This is a genomic window from Cetobacterium somerae ATCC BAA-474 (genome assembly GCF_000479045.1).
Classification (GTDB): domain Bacteria; phylum Fusobacteriota; class Fusobacteriia; order Fusobacteriales; family Fusobacteriaceae; genus Cetobacterium_A; species Cetobacterium_A somerae.
Window position 1 is genome coordinate 1 of record NZ_KI518180.1, and the last position, 16464, is coordinate 16464.

Below are 16464 nucleotides of genomic sequence, written 5' to 3' on the forward strand. Positions count from 1 at the left end.
CATTTTAAAATTTTTTTTAAATTTTTTTTTTTAATCATTGTTTTTTTGACACTTTCCTAGAAATATATATATACTCAAATTAAATTTAAATAAAAATCTAATATGTTTACTAAATATATCGAGGAAAGTGTCTAAAAAACAATGATTTATCTAAAAAAAATTTTTAAATGTTTACTAAAAATATAAAAATGAGTTAAAATTGAAGAAAATGATATTTACTTAAACAGAATAAAAAAATATACTTAAGATGTAGAGGGGATGAAATGAACTTAAATAAGAAAAAAATATTGACAACAATATATGAAAATGGACCTAAAAGTAGAAAAGAACTTTCAGATATTTTGGGAATATCAAAAACTATAATTGGAAGATACATCAAACAATTTATAGAAGAAAATATTTTAATTGAGGAAAAAGAAACTTTAAAAGGATTAGTTGGAAAACCTCAAATAAAATTAAATTTCAAAAAAGATTTTGGAAGAGTGCTTGGAATTCATTTAAGTGACAAAGAGATAAGAGGAGGTGTAGGAAATCCATTAGGTGAATTATTAGAGTTTGATTCAATAAATTTAGAAAAATTATCAGGGGAATTAGTTTTAGAAAAATTATTAAAATTAATTAAAAAATTTATAACAAATTATAAAATAGAAGTTATAGCATTAGGTATGAATGGAGTTGTAGATAGTAAGAATGGAGTATCTATTTTATCAGTTTATTATAATTGGAAAAATATTCAATTAAAAAAAATATTAGAAACAGAATTTAATATACCTGTAATTTTAGAGAACGGAACAAATTTAATGGCTCTCAGAGAAAAAAGAAATGGTTTAGGAAAAAAATTTAAAAATTTTATAGTTTTTAATATAGATGAAGGAGTTGGTGCAGGAATTATTGTGGAAGAAAAGTTATACAGTGGAACAAAATTTGAAGCTGGTGAAATTGGTCACGCACCATATGATTATTCTGAAGATGCACCAATATGTAGTTGTGGGAATAAAGGATGTTTAGAAACATATCTTGCTAATTGGCGGGTAGTAGAAAGAGTTTATAAAGAAAAAGGAATGGTTCTTGTATATGAAGAAATAATACATAGAGCTAATAAAGGAGAAACGTATTTTTATAAACTAATACTTTCTTTGGTAAAAGCAATATCTCATGGAATTTTATGGACTGAGTATTTATTAAATCCAGAAGGGATAATAATAACGGGGAAAATAACAGAGTGTAAAGATTTTTTTTGGAAAGAGGTTCAAAGAGTATTGAATAATAATCTTTTAAATAAAGATAAAAAAATCTGTTTATTAAAATCAAGATATGAAAAAAACTCTATTTTAGAAGGGGCAATTTTTTTTGGATTAGATTATTATTTTAATAAGTAGATAAATAGAAGGAGGGTATGATGACAAATTTTAATTGGTTTCTTGATGGAGGATTGGTTGGGTTTTATATTCTACTAAGTTTAATTGTGGGGATTTTTATTAAAAAATATGTTAGAAATGTTAATGATTTCTTAGTTGCAGGAAGAAGTGTTGATTTACATGTGGGGATGGCATCACTAGCAGCAACAGAATTTGGAATAATAACATGTATGGCAGCAAGTCAATTAGGATATCGTTATGGATTTGCTGGAGCAACTGTAGGAATAATAATGACAATAGTTATGTTTATTGTAGGAAAAACAGGATTTTGTATTGAACCTCTTAGAAAAGCAGGTGTTGTGACAATTCCAGAATTTTTTGAAAAAAAATTTGGAAGTAGAGTTAGATGGGCTTCTGGAGTTGTAATTGTTTTAGGTGGACTTTTGAATATGGGAGTATTTTTGAGAACAGGAGGAGAATTTTTAGTTTATGTAGCAGGATTAAATCCAAAATATTTAGAAATAACAATGACAGTTTTATTGATAATTGTAGCTTTGTATACTATATTAGGTGGAATGTTATCGGTATTAGTAACAGATTATATGCAGTTCTTACTTATGAGTATTGGACTTATTTTAACTACATTTACAGTATTTATAAAAGTTGGATGGAATAAACTATTTGATACAGTTATAACGCAATATGGTGCAGGAGGAATAAATCCATTTGTACATCCTAAACTAGGTTGGCAATATGTTTTATATACAACATTAGTATTAACAGCAACAGTTTTAACTTGGCAAACAATGGTTTCTAGAGTTCTTTCAGCTAAAGATGAAAAAGTTGCTAAAAAAATGTATACTAAAACAAGTATATTTTATATTGTAAGATCATTGATTCCAGTGCTTTGGGGTGTTACAGCGTTAGTTTTAGTAAAGTTAGATGCTGTAGGAGGAAATCCGTTATACGCAATGCCAAAAATGTTATCAGTTTTACTACCAAGTGGAATAATTGGACTTTTAGTAGCAGCAATGCTTGCAGCTGATATGTCAACAGATTCATCATATCTTTTAGGATGGGCAAGTGTAATATATAATGATATTTTAGTAATATTTCATAAAAATTCTTGGTCAGAAAAAAGAGCTATATTTATAAATAGAATTTTAATAGGAATAATAGGTGTATTTCTTTTATTATATGGATTATGGTATCCATTAAAATCAGATTTATGGATTTATATGACATTAACAGCAACAATTTATTCAGTGAGTGTATCAACTCTTCTAATAGCAGCTTGTTATTGGGAAAAGGCTAATGATTGGGGAGCTTTTGCAACAATAATAGTTGGTGCTTTAATACCAGGTGGTTTTTTAGTTGCTCAGCAAATACCAACTCTTAGCCCAATAACTGATGCAATAGGACCATATTATTCAGGGATAGCATCATTTATTTTTGCTTGGATTGCCATGGTGGTTGGTTCTCTTTTAAAAATATCAATTAAAGAAAAAGACAGAGTTTTAGAGGAGGAGATAGCATGACAAATATTTTAGTTGGATTTTGGAAATTTTTAATATGCTTTGGATTAGTTTGGTATGTTGTGACAATAGGGATTGTAGGGGTGAAAGGGTTTAAAAATATAAAAACTATGCTGGGAGGAATAAATGCTAGAGAAGAAAAATAATGTTATTTTTGTTATAGCAGATGATTTAGGTTATTGGGCTTTGGGAAGTTATGGAAATAAAGATGCAATAACTCCAAATTTAGATAGATTGGCTCATGAAGGAAAGAAATTTGAGAATTTTTTCTGTGCATCTCCAGTGTGTTCACCTGCAAGAGCATCTATATTTACAGGAAGAATTCCATCTCAACATGGAATATTAGATTGGTTAGATGAATGGGAGAATGGAACAACAACAGAGGAATACTTAAAAGGACAAAATACATTTGTAGATATTTTATCTAAAAATAATTATACTTGTTGTATGAGTGGAAAATGGCATATGGGAGCTGCAGAAAAACCTCAAAATGGATTTAAGTATTGGTATTCTCACCAAAAAGGAGGAGGCCCCTACTATAATGCTCCAATGTATAAAGATGGAGAGTTAGTTTATGAAGAGGAGTATATAACTGATAAAATAACAGATTATGCACTTGAATTTTTAGAAAAACATTCAAATGATAAAAATCCATTTTTTCTGAGTTTAAATTATACAGCTCCTCATTCGCCATGGAATTCTAAAAATCATCCAAAAGAGTTATTAGATTTATATGAAAACTGTGAATTTTTATCTTGTCCACGAGAGACGTATCACCCTTGGAAAATAGCTGAAACTTTTGAAGGAAATGAAGAAGAGAGAAAAGATGTTTTAAAAGGATATTTTGCATCATTGACTTCAATGGATTTAAATATAGGTAGAGTTTTAAAATTTTTAGAAGATAAAAAAATATTAGAAGATACACTGGTAATCTTCACAAGTGATAATGGAATGAATATGGGACATCATGGAATTTTTGGTAAAGGAAATGGAACAAGTCCATTGAATATGTACGATACATCAGTAAAAATACCATTTATAATGTATAAAAAAGGAGAATTTATTCCAGAAGTTGTAGATAAATTGTTAAGTCATTATGATATAAGACATACAATATTGGAATATTTAAAATTAGATGATCATTTAGATAAAAATATAAAATATCCAGGAAAAAGTTTTAAAAATATATTAGAAAATAAAAATACTGAAGAAACAGGCCATATTGTTATATATGACGAATATGGTCCAACACGAATGATAAGAAATGATAGATTTAAATATGTACATAGATATCCTGATGGTCCATATGAATTTTACGATTTACAGAAAGATCCCGATGAAAAAATAAATGCAATAGATAATAGAGAATACTCAGAGATTTTAAAAGAGATGAGATATGAACTTTTAAGCTGGTATTCTCAACATGTAAATCCAGAAATAGATGGAGCTACATTACCTGTATATGGTGGTGGTCAAAAAAAACTTGCAGGAAAATGGGGAAAATATGATAAAGATGCTTTTGGAAGATATAGTTCTAAGTATATCTTTACAAGTGATGATGAGTTAAGAGAAAAAGTAATTGAGATAAAATTAGAAAGTAAAATACAATAGTAAAAAGTTGCAGGTTGTTTTCCTGCAACTTTTATTTTTTAGATTTTTGCTAAGATTAGTCCCATAGCTAAAATGTCAAAATATTCTCCATCAATTAAAGTTTCATTTATTAAAACACCCTCTATACGAAACCCAAATTTTTCATAAAGAGCAACAGCTTTTAAATTATCTTTTCGAACGGATAAACTTATTTTAGTTGTAATTTTATTATTTTTACACCAATCAATTAAATTTTTCATTAGTATTGATCCAATTCCATTATTAAAATAGTTTTGACTAATAACTATGCCTAAAACTCCAACATGTTCACTTTTTTTTCTCTTACTTGAAGAGATAGTTCCAATGCCAACTATTTGTGAGTCGACTAGTGCAAGAATCATGATATTATTTTTTGATTTAGAAATATCTTTGATTATTGAAGTTTGTTGTTCAACTGTCACTAAATACTCGTTTTCTCCAAAGCTTAGGTAAGTTGTTTCTTTTCCAACTCTTTTGTAAAAATCTATAATTTCTTTAGCATCACTTGCTTCAGCTAATTTTAAAGTTACAAAATTGCTATTTTTATCTTTATAAATATTCATATAGCACCTCTTAATTATAAAAATTCAACAAAATAACCTGCTATAACAATAGAAAGTGTTGTAACAGAAGCTAAGCCACCGATTACATATGAAGGAGCAATTTTTTTCATAATAACTTCATGTTCCTCCTCGTTTTCAGCAACTGCTGTAGCTATTTCATTAACAATTAAATATGTAGCTGGAAAACCTAAAAGTTGACTCATAGATATTCCCATAGCTAAGTTTTTAGAACCAACTAATTTCCAAGTAGGTAAGATAAACATAATAATATATGTTGCAACGAATACTCCAATAAAAGCCACAATTAATTGCCAACTTAAAGTCATAACTTGCTCAAGATCTATTTTAGCCAAAGATGGGATAATAGCAGCAAAAACTACCATTGTTATAAAACCAGATGATTTACCATGATCTAAAATTTTATCTGGAACTAAATTGAAATATGAAAGTGTTGCTCCAAAAGCAAGAGCCCAAATACTATTGTTAACTCCAGTAAGCTCTTGAAGAAGTATGCTTATATATCCAGCTAAAGCAGCAATAGTAAAGCAAACAAATGGAGTAAAATAGTTTTTGTTTCTATGAGCAAAACCTAACTTTTTTTGAGAATTTTGCATGTTTACATTCATTGAATCAATATTTTCAAGTTTTCCTTTACGATACTCTTTTAAAATTTCTCGAGCTTCTTTAAGTCCATAAAAAGATGCAGGTGGAGTTCCTACAAACTTTTGAACAGCATAAACTAAAGTTCCAAAAGCAGCAGCAATAGTAAACCCTTTTTCCATAGCTCCACTAACCATAATATTTGTTGCAATAATACCACCATTCATAATAGGAATACTAACTATAGCAGCTTCTTTTCCAATTATGGGACTAACTAAAAAAACTCCAATTAAAGCAGCAACCATAGATATAAGAGTTAAAAGAACAGTTTTCCATTCATCAATAAGTTGTTTTACATTAATCATAGTTCCCATTCCAAAAACTAATATAGGACTAGCCCATCTCCCAACTTGACTAAGACCAGCTTTAGAAATAATATCCTCAGGTATAGTTCCAGTCATAAAAAGAACTAAAAATAACATCAAAGCCACAAAGATAGATGATACCTTTGCCTTTGTAGCTACCCCTAAGATATCCCCAATTGCAAATAAACTAACAGTAATGCAAAGCATTAAAAGCATTTCACTCATAAACCCCTCCTGTTGTACTAATAAAAAAGAAAATAGTTATAAATTTTTGATATTATACATGAAAAAAAAATAAAACTAAATATAAAAAATGAATAAAGTATATTTAAAAATAATATATGTATCTATTTTAAAGACTTTAATACTATAAAAATGGATGAAAAATGTTTTTTTAAATTTATTTTTATTGACAATTGTTTTTAAAGACGTATAATGCTTCTTAATATCAAAGTTTAAAGGGGAGGTCAGTTATATGAACAAGGGATTAAAAAATTTATTAATGATTCTTTTAGTATTTATATTTGGTTCATGCGGAGAAAAAACAGAAAATAAAAAGGAAATAAAGACTCTTGTCTATACAATGGCAGTTGAGCCGATAACTTTAGATCCTTATTCTGTAACAGATGTCTATTCTCGAAGAGTTATAAAAAATGTTTTTGATACTCTTTTAGAAAGTGATGAAAACAATGAAAAAGTACCTAGTTTAGCAAAAAGTTGGAAGTATTTAGATGATAAAACTGTAGAGTTCAAATTAAATAAAGATATCAAATTTCATAATGGAGAGACTTTAACTTCTGATGATGTAAAGTATTCCTTGGAAAAAGCAAAAGAGTCTCTAAAAGTTGGGTACTATTTTGATATGATTGAAAGCATAGAAACGCCAGATTTAGAAACAGTAATAATAAAAACAAATGAGCCATCAGGAACACTTTTTACAACATTAGCTCATGCAGCTAGTTCAATTGTAAATAAAAAAGATTATGAAAATAATAAAGATAAAAAATTTAAACCAGTGGGAACAGGGCCGTATAAATTAACAGATTGGGAAGTTGGAAGCAAATTAGTTTTAGAAAAAAATTCTGAATATTTTGGAATTGAGCCAACAATTGAAAAAGTTGAAATAAAAATAATTCCTGAGGATAATAATAGAGTTATTGCTTTACAAACAGGTGAAGCTCAAATTGCTTTTGATTTATCTGCCTCTAGTTTGAAAAGTTTAGAAAATGAAAGAGATATTAATATCTATACTGTTGAATCTTTGGGAACAAATTATTTAGGATTTAACACAACACATCCTAAATTAAAAGATATTAGAGTAAGACAAGCTATTGCTAAAGGGATTGATATGGATAGTGCTATAGAAGTTCTATTTGAAGGGAAAGGTAGAAGATCAACATCTATTTTGGGACCTAAGGTTTTTGGATATAAAGAAAATACTGTTCCAAACTATAATACTGAGGAAGCTAAAGCTCTTTTGAAAGAAGCAGGATATGATGGAAATTTAGAATTAACATTAGCAACTGGAAATGTTAACATAAGCAAACAATTTGCAGAAATATTTCAATATCAATTGAAAGAGATTGGTATAGATTTAAAAATAGTTACTTTAGATATGGGAGCTTTATTAAAAGAAACTTCAAATCAAGAAAAATCAGAACTATTTTTCTTAGGTTGGTCTAATTCTACAGGAGATGCAGATAACGGATTTACTGCAAATTTACATACAGTAAATTATGGTATTGGAAATAGATTTTTTTATTCTAATAAAGAGTTTGATAAATTAGTTGACTCTGGAAAAAATGAAATAGATCAAAATAAAAGATTAGCTTATTATAAAGAGGCGCAAGATATGGTATCAAAAGATTTGCCATTTCTTCCAGTAAGTGTAATTATGTATAATTCAGGTGTAAGTAATAGAATAGAAGGGTATAAAGCAGATGCATTGGGATATTTAAAATTTAACACATTAAAAATAAATTAATAAAAGGGGGAGCAAAATGAAATTCAATCCAACAATATATCCATACAATTCACGAAGAAATGTACAATATGCTAAAAATGGAGTTGTTGCCACAGGGTCACCTTTAGCAGCTCAAGCGGGATTAGATATAATGAAACAGGGAGGAAATGCAATAGATGCAGCAATTGCAACAGCGGCAGCACTAACAGTTGTAGAACCATCTGGTTGTGGAATAGGAGGAGATGCCTTTGCAATTATTAGTATAAAAGATGAAATATATGGATTAAATTCTAGTGGAACATCACCAGCTTCTATATCAGCTACAGAACTTTTAAATAAAGGTTTTAAAGAGATGCCAAAATTTGGATTAACTCCAGTAAATGTTCCAGGAATTCCAAAAGCATGGGCAGAATTAAGTAAAAGATTTGGAAGATTACCGCTGGAAAAAGTATTGCAACCAGCTATTGATTTAGCAGAAAATGGATACTCTTTGCCAGTAAATGTTGGTAAACTTTGGAAAAGAGCCTATAATTTATACAAACAAGAAAAAGGAGAGGAGTTTAAACACTGGTTTGAAACATTTACTCCAGATGATAAAATTCCAGAAATTGGAGATATTATATATCTAAAAGACCATGCAAAAACATTAAGAAAATTAGGTGAAACTAATTGTGAGGATTTTTATAAGGGAGAGATTGCTGAAAAAATAGATGCTTTTTCTAAAAAATATGGTGGATATATAAGAAAAGAGGACTTAGAAGGATATGAAGCTGAATGGGTAAAACCAATTTCTGTAAACTACAAAGGTTATGATGTATATGAGATTCCTCCTAATGGCCATGGAATTTCAGCTTTAATGGCACTTAATATTTTAAATAATTTTCAATTGAAAGAAAGAGAAAATTCAGATAGCTATCATAAATTAATTGAAAGTATGAAGTTAGCTTTTGTAGATACTCAAAAATATGTAGCAGATCCTAAGCATATGAAAGTAACAATAGAGGAACTATTATCTAAAGATTATGCCAAAAAAAGGGCGAGTTTAATTGGCGAGATGGCTATTATGCCAGAAGTAGGAGATCCGAAATCTGGAGGAACAGTTTACTTAGCTGCAGCTGATACAGAGGGAAATATGATATCTTATATTCAGAGTAATTATATGGGATTTGGATCTGGAATAGTTATTCCAGGAACAGGAATATCTTTACAAAATAGAGGAAACAATTTTAATTTAGATTTAGAAAGTCCAAATTGTTTAGGACCGAACAAAAGACCATATCATACAATAATACCAGGGTTTTTAGCAAAAGATGGAAAATCTGTAGGACCGTTTGGTGTAATGGGTGGATTTATGCAACCACAAGGACATATTCAAATGGTAACAAATACAATAGATTTTATGCTAAATCCACAAGCTGCATTGGATGCTCCAAGATGGCAGTGGGTTGGAGGAAAAACTATAGAGTTAGAAGCAGCAGTTCCAAATCATATAGCTTTAGAATTGTCAGCTAAAGGTCATGATATAAAAGTAGTACACGACAGTTTAATGTTTGGAAGAGGACAAATAATTTGGTTACTGGAAAATGGGGCTCTTTGTGCAGGGACTGAACCTAGAACAGATGGAACTATAGCGTTGTGGTAATTGATGAAATTTTACTATGAATTATTTATGTTATTTTTTAAAATAGGAATGTTTGTAATAGGTGGAGGCTATGCAATGATTCCATTTATAAAAGCAGAGGTAGTAGAAAATAAAAAATGGTTAACAGAGGATGAATTCTTAGATGCTTTAGCAGTTAGTCAATCTGCTCCAGGAATATTAGCAGTAAATGTATCAGTTTATGTAGGAAAGCGATTAAGGGGAGTTAAAGGAATAGTTGCAGCATCTTTAGGGGCTGTTTTACCATCTTTTCTAATAATACTAATAATTGCTATATTTTTTAAGAACTTTCAAGATAATCCATATGTCATAGCAGCTTTTAAAGGAATAAAGCCCGCTGTAATAGCTTTAATTTTAACACCTGCTTTATCTTTGGCTAAAAAAGCTGGAATTACTTATAAGAATGTAATAATACCAATAGCTATAGCAACATTAATAGCTCTTTTCAATATATCCCCAATTATATTTATACTTTTAGGAATTTTTGGTGGAAATCTATATTATAGAGGAGAGAGAAAATGATATATATAAATCTATTTGTTACATTTTTTAAAATAGGATTATTTAGTTTTGGTGGAGGCTATGCAATGCTATCGATGATATCTCAAGAGGTAGTTCTAAGGCACAAGTGGTTAACTATGGGTGAATTTACAAATATAGTGGCGATTTCTCAAGTAACTCCAGGACCAATTGCAGTGAATTCAGCTACATATATAGGGTATAAAGCTAGTGGTAATACCATCTTAGGTTCTGTTATGGCTACTTCAGGTGTTGTTTTACCATCAATAATTATAATGTTCATATTGATAAAGTTAATAGAAAAATATAAACATTTAAAGTGGGTAGAAAATGCATTTAAAGGTTTAAGAATAGTTGTTGTAGGTTTGATATTAGGAGCAGCTTTTCTTTTAATGAATAGAGAAACTCTATATGGTTATAGTAGTTATATAATTTTATTAGTATCGCTAGTGGCAATTTTGAAATATAAAATAGGCCCAATCCCTATAGTTATCATATCAGGAATAGTGGGAGCAACGTTGCTGAAATAAATCCATAAAAAACTGTAGAGAAATCTGCAGTTTTTTGTTTATGGAAATTAAAATGTTCGAGTAATAAAAAAAATGATATAATAAGGCATACTAAGTGGGGTGGGTATGTGGAGATTAAATTAGAAGAGAAAAAAATAAAATTAGTTTTAATAATACTTTTTTTGGGAATGATATTACCAATTTTTTTAACACATCAAAATTTTAAAATTTATGATTCTATAACCAAAGCATTGGAGTTATGGGATAAAGAACACCTTTTAATAGGGATGTTAAAGTTAGTTATTATGAATACTTTAAGATCAATACCAATGTACATAGCAATTTTTTTACTTTTTGATTCAATAGAGATAATAAAAAATGGTAGAAAAAGGAATTTTGAAAAGGTGTTATTGATACTGCCAATAATTCCAATTGCTTATAGCTTAATTAAAATTTTCTATGATATTCAACTTCCTGTTGGGAAAACAAGTATTTTAGGGGTATTATGGTTTTGTTATTATGTAAAATTTGATTTGAAAAATATAACGTATGTAGAAAAATATCTAGTTTTTTTATCTTTTATTGTGGGATTACAATGGTTAGATGTAAGTAGATTTTTTAATTTTTTAGGTGTTGGAGAGATTACATCAGATTTAAATAAAGCCATAATTTTTATGGAAGCAGACGTAATTGTAACGTTAATTTGCATTAGCTTTTTTAGTTTTTTCACTCTGTTTTCAATTTTATTACTACATTTTTTTAAAGGACAAGAGGAAAGAATAGCAAGATCTAGATCAGAGATGGAAAATAGACACTTAAAAGAAGTTCAACTATTGGTTCATGATTTGAAAACACCAATTTTTTCAGTGGGAGCTCTATTAGAAACTCTTACTCTTCAAGAGGAGGATGAGAGAAAAAAACTTTACCTAAAAAAGATGGAAGATTCAATAGAAAAAACAAATGTTATGATTAGTGAAATATTATCTGTAAAATCTGAGAAGCCAATAGTAATTGAAGAGATGATGAGATTTATTTTTTCTTTTTTATCAGTTCATAAAAATATCGAGGGAATAACCTATAAAAGTTATTTAAAAAAAGATTATAAGCTAAAAGGAAATAGAATTTTACTATCGAGGGTAATAATAAATCTTATTGTTAATTCTTGGGAAGCTAATTCATCAGTTGTAAATATAATGGTTAAAGATTATAAAAAGAGATTAATTATTCAAATTGATGATTGTGGTGATGGAATTGATATTGATAATATAAATGAGTTAATAAAAGAGGGAGTATCCACAAAAAACTCATCGGGTAAAGGACTGTCTTTTGTTGTAAAAACTATAAAAGAAATGGAAGGGAAAATATATTTTGTAAAAAAAATAAAAAATGGAACAAAAATTTATATCATTCTAAAGGGGGATGAATATGGGGAATAATATGTTAATTATAGATGATTCAGAGGAGATATGTTTTGCAATATCTGAATTTTTTATATATAAGGGATGGAGTGTAGAGACTGCTAATAGCGTAGAAAAATCTTTAGAGATATTAAAAAATAGAAAGTTTGATATAATTTTAATAGATTATAATATGCCGTATATTAATGGAGCTGTTGGTGTAAAATTGATAAGGGCATTGGATAAAGACGTATCAATAATCGCTTTAACAGTGGAAGGGGAGGAGATTGTAGCAGAAAGTTTTTTTGAAGCAGGTGCGAATGATTTTGCTATTAAACCAATAAAAATGCTTGATCTTTTTTCAAGAGTGAATGTTCATTTGAATAATAAAAAGCGTTTAAAAGATGAAGAGATTCTCCCTAAAGGAATAGATAAAAATACTCTTAATATAGTTTTGGGGTGCTTAAGTAATAAAAAGGAGTATATAGATGTGGATGAAATATCTAATTTAACGGGAGTTGCCACAAAAACAGTAAACAGATATATGAACTACCTTTTAGATGAGGAGAAGGTTATTTTAAATAATATTTATGGAAAAATTGGAAGACCTAAAAAAGAGTATAAACTAAAATAGAGATTTAAACCCGAATTGTTGCAGTTAGTAACAAAGAGGGTTTATTTTTTTGTGAGAACAAAGAGAAAAAAGAGAAAAATGGGTCTTTTATTTACATTGGAATTTTCATAAGGTATAAATGATAGAAATGAAAGGGGAGTGAGTTATGAAAAAAAGATATTTATTAGGAGCAGTGGCAGTAACATTTTTTTCTTTTAGCAGTTTAAAAGCTGATTTTAAACCATTTGATGAGAACGGGAATATGATTAGAACTGGTAGAGGAGCAGAGGGGAAAGTTGGAATAGTTTCTACAAGTAAGTATGAGGCTAGTAAAATTGGAATGGATGTTTTAAAAAAGGGAGGAAATGCAATTGATGCAGCAGTAGCAGCAGGGTTTGCTTTAGGTGTTGCAGAACCAAATTCATCTGGATTAGGTGGAGGTGGATTTATGTTAATAAGAATTGCTAAAACTGGAGAAACAGTATTTATTGATTTTAGAGAGAGAGCACCGAAAAATTCAGCACCAAAAATGTGGGTACTGGATAAAGATGGAAAAGTAGTGGATAATGAAAAAGTTGAAGGTGGAAAAGCAGCTGGAGTTCCAGGAGAGGTAGCAGGATTATTGTATGCTTTAGAAAAATATGGAACTATGTCAAGAGAGGATGTAATCAGACCAGCAGCAGATTTAGCAAAAAATGGTTTTGTTGTAACACCAACACTATCAGGAGATATGAAAAATAAATATGATTTAATGGTTAAATATCCTGAGTTTGGAAAAACTTTTTTAACGGCAGATGGGTTTCCTTATGAAACTGGGGATACTTTTAAAAATGAAGATATGGCTAAAACACTTGATTTAATAATAAAAAATGGTAAGGATGGATTCTATAAAGGTGAAGTAGCTGAATCTATTGTTGGAACTTTAAATAAGTATGGTGGAGTATTCACAATGGAAGATTTAGCAAATTATGAACCAAGAATTAGAAAACCTGTGGTAGGAAACTATAGAGGGTATGAGGTTATATCATCACCAGCTCCAAGTTCAGGAGGAGCAGTAGTTGTACAAATATTAAATATTTTAGAAAACTTTAACGTTGGAGATATGGAAGTAAACTCTCCAGAGTATTTACACCTTTTCTCTGAAGCATTTAAGTTATCTTATGCTGATAGAGCAAAATACATGGGAGATACAGATTATACTCCAGTACCTTTAAAGGGGTTAACATCTAAAAAATATGCAAAAGATTTATCACAAAAAATTGATATGTCTAAATCACAAGAAAGTATTGCTCATGATCCGTGGCAATATGAGTCAGATGATACAACTCACTATTCGATAGCAGATAAAGAAGGGAATATGGTTTCAGTAACTAAAACTGTAAATGGAATTTTCGGAAACGGAGTAGTGGCAGATGGATATGGATTTGTTTTAAATAATGAGATGGATGATTTTGTTACAGGAGAGGGACATCCAAACTCAGTGGCTCCAGGAAAAACTCCTTTAAGTTCAATGTCACCAACAATTGTACTGAAAAATGGAGAGCCATTCATGGTATTGGGATCACCAGGGGCTACAAAAATTATAAGTACAGTATCTCAGGTAATAAGCAAAGTTGTAGATCACGATATGGGAATGCAAGAGGCTATTGATGCTCCAAGAATGTTTGATAATACATCTAATAAAATAAATGTTGAAACGAGAATTACTCCTGAAACTGTAGATAAATTAAAGGTTTTAGGGCATGAAGTAAATGAAACATCAGAATGGGATAGAGGAATGGGATCAGTTCAAGGAGTTCTATATAAAAAAGATGGAACATTAGAGGGTGGAGCAGATCCAAGAAGAGATGGAAAAGCTGTAGGTATTTAAAAGAGGAGGATATATATGAAAAAATTTTTTACAACAATGTTATTTTTTATTTTAGGAGTACTAGCTTTTGGAGAAAAATTTGAAAAACCTGTGTTATTAACTTCAGTAGGGCAAAGTGCTGATGTACAAATGGTAAGTGTGTTATTAAAAAAAGCTGGAGTTGAAGCAACTTTAGATAAAAATATCACTGGGGATAAGTTGGGAGCAGATAAGACAGTTGTAATAGCAATTGGAGGAAGCTCAAAAGGACTTGGAGCAGCTGGAATAAAAGTAGAAGATGAGTTAGCTAGAACTGAGCAACTACTAAAGGCTGCTAAAGATAAAGGAATAAAAATAGTTGGATTACATGTTGGTGGAGAGCAAAGAAGAGGAGAGTTATCTGATAAATTTGTAAACGCAACTGTTGGAGAGTGTGATTATTTAATCGTAGTTGAAGATGGAAATAAAGATCAACTATTTACAAAAGTAGCTGAAGAAAAGAAAATACCTTTAGTTCTTGTTCCTAAAATAAGTGGAGCAGTAGAGCCTCTAAAAGAGATTTTTTAATAAGTAGATAGAAGAGCTGCTAAAAATTTTTAGCAGCTCTTATTCAAAGGAGGAAAAAGTGTCGCAAGAATTGATAATATTTTTAGGAATGATAATAGTTTTTACATTTTCATGTTTTAAACTGAAGTTACCTGTGAGTATAGCTATGGTTTTGTCAGCTGTAACAGGAACTTTAATGAGTGGTAATGGAATCCATGTGAGACACTTAGTTGAAGGGATGTTTGGATATATTGATACTATTCTTGTAATAGCAACAGCTATGATTTTTATGAAAACTATTCAAGAGATTGGAACATTGAATGCTTTAAGTGCATCGATATTAAAAAAGTTTCATTCAACACCATGGGTTCTACTAATTTTTTTAATGATTGTTAGTATGTTTCCAGGAATGATAACAGGATCTTCAACGGCAGCAGTATTAACAGCAGGAAGCATAGTAGCTCCAATACTTATGTTAGTGGGAATACCAATTGTTGAAACTGCAACAATTATTGCAATAGGTGGAATACTAGGAATGATTGCACCTCCTGTAAATGTACCAGCAATGATAATTGGTGGAGGAATAGATATGCCTTATGTTGGATTTACAATTCCTCTTCTTTTACTAACAATTCCAGTAGCTATTTTTACGGTGCTTTACTTGGGATTAAAATATGTAAAAAAAATAAATTATGATGAGATAAAATCTAAAATAAATCTAGAAGATATTGAAAAATATGGTTGGAAACTTTATTTACCAATAATCTTAGGTGTTGTTTTAATGGTTTTAGGAAAAGTTATGCCAACTATATTTAATTTAGGAATGCCTTTAATATTTTTAATAAGTGCTTTAGTTGGTTTATTTTGTGGTAAAAAAGTTAACTTTATAGCTGTTTCAAAAGAAGCGATAAAAGAAACATTGCCAGTTTTAGGAATTCTGATGGGAGTTGGAATGTTTATTCAAGTGATGACTCTTACTGGAGTTAGAGGATTTATAGTTGTAAATAGTTTAAGTTTACCACCAGCAATGATCTATGTGGCTATGGCAATAACAATTCCATTATTTGGAGCTGTATCATCTTTTGGAGCTGCATCAGTTTTAGGAGTACCATTCTTAATGGTATTTTTAGCACAAAACCAGATAATAACAGCATCATCAATCTCTTTTATAGCTGGATTAGGAGATTTAATGCCACCAACAGCTCTAGCGGGAATATTTGCTGCTCAGGTAGTTGGATTAAAAGACTATTCATTAGTTTTAAAAAAATCAATCGTTCCAGCTTTGGTAATTATAGTTTACTCTATCCTGTTTATAGTTTTCTCTAAAGAGATAGCTTCGATAATATATTAGAGGAGAG

15 protein-coding genes are annotated in these 16464 nt (G+C 29.7%); 13 read left to right on the forward strand and 2 right to left on the reverse strand.

What is annotated here, in order from left to right:
• The first annotated feature begins 263 nt into the window (after positions 1-263).
• From HMPREF0202_RS09150 to HMPREF0202_RS09160, 4 genes are read left to right on the forward strand one after another with little or no spacing between them, the layout of a single operon-like run.
• On the forward strand, positions 264-1379 hold the full coding sequence (locus HMPREF0202_RS09150; RefSeq protein WP_023050522.1) for an ROK family transcriptional regulator: 1116 nt from the start codon (positions 264-266) through the stop codon (positions 1377-1379).
• A 20-nt stretch (positions 1380-1399) separates the two neighbouring features.
• Positions 1400-2896 carry a sodium:solute symporter family protein gene (locus tag HMPREF0202_RS09155; RefSeq protein WP_023050523.1) on the forward strand — a complete coding sequence of 499 codons (1497 nt, stop codon included), beginning with the start codon at positions 1400-1402 and terminating at the stop codon, positions 2894-2896.
• The gene (locus tag HMPREF0202_RS15340; protein ID WP_023050524.1) at positions 2893-3039 is read left to right on the forward strand and encodes a hypothetical protein; all 147 of its coding nucleotides are present in this window, start codon (positions 2893-2895) and stop codon (positions 3037-3039) included. Before HMPREF0202_RS09155 ends, HMPREF0202_RS15340 begins: the two co-directional genes overlap by 4 nt.
• Positions 3020-4504: a sulfatase family protein gene (locus tag HMPREF0202_RS09160; RefSeq protein ID WP_023050525.1), complete on the forward strand. Its 1485-nt coding sequence runs from the start codon at positions 3020-3022 to the stop codon at positions 4502-4504. The genes HMPREF0202_RS15340 and HMPREF0202_RS09160 overlap by 20 nt, the downstream gene beginning before the upstream one ends.
• 38 nt (positions 4505-4542) lie before the next feature.
• Here the strand turns inward: HMPREF0202_RS09160 and HMPREF0202_RS09165 are convergent, their stop codons facing one another.
• Both HMPREF0202_RS09165 and HMPREF0202_RS09170 read right to left on the reverse strand, forming a co-directional pair.
• Complete coding sequence (locus HMPREF0202_RS09165; protein ID WP_023050526.1) at positions 4543-5085, reverse strand: GNAT family N-acetyltransferase; 543 nt, start codon at positions 5083-5085, stop codon at positions 4543-4545.
• 14 nt (positions 5086-5099) lie between these two features.
• Positions 5100-6275 carry a hypothetical protein gene (locus HMPREF0202_RS09170; protein ID WP_023050527.1) on the reverse strand — a complete coding sequence of 392 codons (1176 nt, stop codon included), beginning with the start codon at positions 6273-6275 and terminating at the stop codon, positions 5100-5102.
• A 250-nt stretch (positions 6276-6525) separates the two neighbouring features.
• Here HMPREF0202_RS09170 and HMPREF0202_RS09175 point away from each other — a divergent pair, with 250 nt between their 5' ends.
• The 9 genes from HMPREF0202_RS09175 to HMPREF0202_RS09215 all read left to right on the forward strand — a co-directional run bounded on the left by HMPREF0202_RS09175 (position 6526) and on the right by HMPREF0202_RS09215 (position 16457).
• Positions 6526-8034, forward strand: coding sequence for an ABC transporter substrate-binding protein (locus HMPREF0202_RS09175; protein WP_023050528.1), 1509 nt, complete (start codon positions 6526-6528; stop codon positions 8032-8034).
• Between the two features lie 16 nt (positions 8035-8050).
• Positions 8051-9655 carry a gamma-glutamyltransferase gene (gene ggt, locus HMPREF0202_RS09180; RefSeq protein ID WP_023050529.1) on the forward strand — a complete coding sequence of 535 codons (1605 nt, stop codon included), beginning with the start codon at positions 8051-8053 and terminating at the stop codon, positions 9653-9655.
• 3 nt (positions 9656-9658) lie between these two features.
• Positions 9659-10195 (forward strand): chromate transporter, encoded by a 537-nt coding sequence (locus tag HMPREF0202_RS09185; protein ID WP_023050530.1) that lies wholly within the window; start codon positions 9659-9661, stop codon positions 10193-10195.
• Positions 10192-10722 (forward strand): chromate transporter, encoded by a 531-nt coding sequence (locus HMPREF0202_RS09190; protein ID WP_023050531.1) that lies wholly within the window; start codon positions 10192-10194, stop codon positions 10720-10722. Before HMPREF0202_RS09185 ends, HMPREF0202_RS09190 begins: the two co-directional genes overlap by 4 nt.
• Before the next feature lie 107 nt (positions 10723-10829).
• Positions 10830-12137, forward strand: coding sequence for an ATP-binding protein (locus HMPREF0202_RS09195; RefSeq protein WP_023050532.1), 1308 nt, complete (start codon positions 10830-10832; stop codon positions 12135-12137).
• Positions 12127-12732 carry a response regulator gene (locus HMPREF0202_RS09200; protein WP_040407089.1) on the forward strand — a complete coding sequence of 202 codons (606 nt, stop codon included), beginning with the start codon at positions 12127-12129 and terminating at the stop codon, positions 12730-12732. The genes HMPREF0202_RS09195 and HMPREF0202_RS09200 overlap by 11 nt, the downstream gene beginning before the upstream one ends.
• A gap of 145 nt (positions 12733-12877) precedes the next feature.
• Positions 12878-14581: a gamma-glutamyltransferase gene (gene ggt, locus HMPREF0202_RS09205; RefSeq protein WP_023050534.1), complete on the forward strand. Its 1704-nt coding sequence runs from the start codon at positions 12878-12880 to the stop codon at positions 14579-14581.
• A 15-nt stretch (positions 14582-14596) separates the two neighbouring features.
• A complete protein-coding gene (locus HMPREF0202_RS09210) occupies positions 14597-15127 on the forward strand; it encodes a DUF6305 family protein (protein ID WP_023050535.1) in 531 nt (176 codons plus the stop codon).
• Positions 15128-15185: 58 nt separating this feature from the next.
• Positions 15186-16457 (forward strand): TRAP transporter large permease subunit, encoded by a 1272-nt coding sequence (locus tag HMPREF0202_RS09215; protein ID WP_023050536.1) that lies wholly within the window; start codon positions 15186-15188, stop codon positions 16455-16457.
• Positions 16458-16464 lie beyond the last annotated feature (7 nt).

What these genes read in the sequence shown, in the direction of transcription:
- HMPREF0202_RS09150 (WP_023050522.1), top strand. Translation starts at nt 264, where the DNA reads ATGAACTTAAATAAGAAAAAAATATTGACAACAATATATGAAAATGGA.
- HMPREF0202_RS09155 (WP_023050523.1), top strand. Translation starts at nt 1,400, where the DNA reads ATGACAAATTTTAATTGGTTTCTTGATGGAGGATTGGTTGGGTTTTAT.
- HMPREF0202_RS15340 (WP_023050524.1), top strand. Translation starts at nt 2,893, where the DNA reads ATGACAAATATTTTAGTTGGATTTTGGAAATTTTTAATATGCTTTGGA.
- HMPREF0202_RS09160 (WP_023050525.1), top strand. Translation starts at nt 3,020, where the DNA reads ATGCTAGAGAAGAAAAATAATGTTATTTTTGTTATAGCAGATGATTTA.
- HMPREF0202_RS09165 (WP_023050526.1), bottom strand. Translation starts at nt 5,085, where the DNA reads ATGAATATTTATAAAGATAAAAATAGCAATTTTGTAACTTTAAAATTA.
- HMPREF0202_RS09170 (WP_023050527.1), bottom strand. Translation starts at nt 6,275, where the DNA reads ATGAGTGAAATGCTTTTAATGCTTTGCATTACTGTTAGTTTATTTGCA.
- HMPREF0202_RS09175 (WP_023050528.1), top strand. Translation starts at nt 6,526, where the DNA reads ATGAACAAGGGATTAAAAAATTTATTAATGATTCTTTTAGTATTTATA.
- ggt (WP_023050529.1), top strand. Translation starts at nt 8,051, where the DNA reads ATGAAATTCAATCCAACAATATATCCATACAATTCACGAAGAAATGTA.
- HMPREF0202_RS09185 (WP_023050530.1), top strand. Translation starts at nt 9,659, where the DNA reads ATGAAATTTTACTATGAATTATTTATGTTATTTTTTAAAATAGGAATG.
- HMPREF0202_RS09190 (WP_023050531.1), top strand. Translation starts at nt 10,192, where the DNA reads ATGATATATATAAATCTATTTGTTACATTTTTTAAAATAGGATTATTT.
- HMPREF0202_RS09200 (WP_040407089.1), top strand. Translation starts at nt 12,127, where the DNA reads ATGGGGAATAATATGTTAATTATAGATGATTCAGAGGAGATATGTTTT.
- ggt (WP_023050534.1), top strand. Translation starts at nt 12,878, where the DNA reads ATGAAAAAAAGATATTTATTAGGAGCAGTGGCAGTAACATTTTTTTCT.
- HMPREF0202_RS09210 (WP_023050535.1), top strand. Translation starts at nt 14,597, where the DNA reads ATGAAAAAATTTTTTACAACAATGTTATTTTTTATTTTAGGAGTACTA.